General features: G+C 68.6%; 1 protein-coding gene. It reads right to left on the reverse strand.

The genetic code is table 11. The annotated features are described in order from the left end of the window. Positions 1 to 20: 20 nt before the first annotated feature. A complete protein-coding gene (locus OO71_RS45815; protein ID WP_033296413.1) occupies positions 21 to 1232 on the reverse strand; it encodes an IS110 family RNA-guided transposase in 1212 nt (403 codons plus the stop codon). Positions 1233 to 1450 lie beyond the last annotated feature (218 nt).

Raw genomic sequence — 1450 nt, forward strand, 5'->3', positions numbered from 1 at the left:
AAGGAATCTGAATGATCGTGTCAAGCCGCAGCGGTAGTGGGTTGCGGCGCGGTCGGTGTGAACTTCCGGCCGTCGCGCAGGAGGGCCCACAGGACGTCGACCAGGCGGCGGGCCAGGGCGAGCAGGGCCTGTGTGTGAATGAGTCGTTCGCTGCGTTTTCGGTCGTAGAAGGTCCGCGATGGTCCGCCGGCGCGGATGCTGGACAGGGCTGCCATGGAGAACACACGGCGCAGCCTGCGGTTGTATCGCTTGGGACGCCGCGGGTTTCCGCTGACACGGCCGGAATCTTGAGGCACGGGAACAAGTCCGGCGTAGGAGGCCAGCGGGCCGGAGGTGGCGAAGGTGGCGAGGTTGCCGCCGGTGGCCACGAGGAACTCGGCGCCCGGGATCGGCCCGAGACCGGGCAGCGACTCGATGATCCCGGCCTGCGGGTGTTCCCGGAACTGGCTGGTGAGCAGTTTGTCGGTGTCCTTGATCTGCCGGTCCAGGGCGAGCAGCTGGCGGGCCAGGCCGGCGAGGAGCGTCGCGGTGGTGGCTTCGCCGGGCAGCCGCACCGTCTGGGCGTGCGCGGCGGCCAGGGCATCGGCGGCCATGCCGGGGATGCCCTGGGGCCAGGCGCCGTGCTCGCGCAGGTAGGCGGCCACGCCGGATTCGCCGGCCTCGCGGATCGCCTGCGGGGTCTGAAAACCGGTGACCAGGACCAGCGCGCTGCGGGTGGAGTAGTCGAAAGCGCGTTCCAGCGCGGGAAAGATCCCGGTCAGCAGGTCGCGCAGCCGGTTGACGCCGCGAACCCAGTCGGCCATCAGGTCCTCGCGGTGCGCGGTGAGTCTGGTCAGCTCGATGACCAGGTCGTCGGTGGCCGTGACCGGTGTCAGATCGGTGCGCATGCGCGCGGTTTCGGCGATCACCCGCGCATCTTTGGCGTCGGACTTCGCTTCGCCGCGGAACACGCCGGTCATCCGGTTCACGACCCGGCCGGGCACGTAGACCACCTGCTGCCCGGTCGCGATCAGCACCGCGACCAGCAGCGCGGCGGCGTTGCTGGTCAGATCGATCGCCCACCGCACTTCGCCGGCGGCCTGACCCGCGCGCGCAACGAGCTGCTCGATCGCGGCCTGGTCATTGGCGACCTTCTGCGAGAACACCATCTTGCCGGCCGCGTCCATCGCGCACGCATGATGCGTTGCTTTGCCCACGTCGATCCCGACCCAGACCAGCGGCCGTTCCGTCACGCTCGTTCTCCTGTTGTTGCAGGTCAACCCCGTGGACAACCCCGCCAACAGGTCCCTAAACAGCGACGGTTCGCATCAGATCTGAATCAGTGGCCAGGGCGTCCAGAACGACGGGGCGGCCATTCCTTCCGAGCCACCGTGCGGCAACCAACGATCAGCCACACCCCATCGCCCTGGGCATCCAGGGCACTCGCCCCGAACAACATCAACCTTAGGGA

The sequence above is a fragment of the Amycolatopsis jejuensis genome, assembly GCF_000717335.1.
GTDB lineage: Bacteria > Actinomycetota > Actinomycetes > Mycobacteriales > Pseudonocardiaceae > Amycolatopsis > Amycolatopsis jejuensis.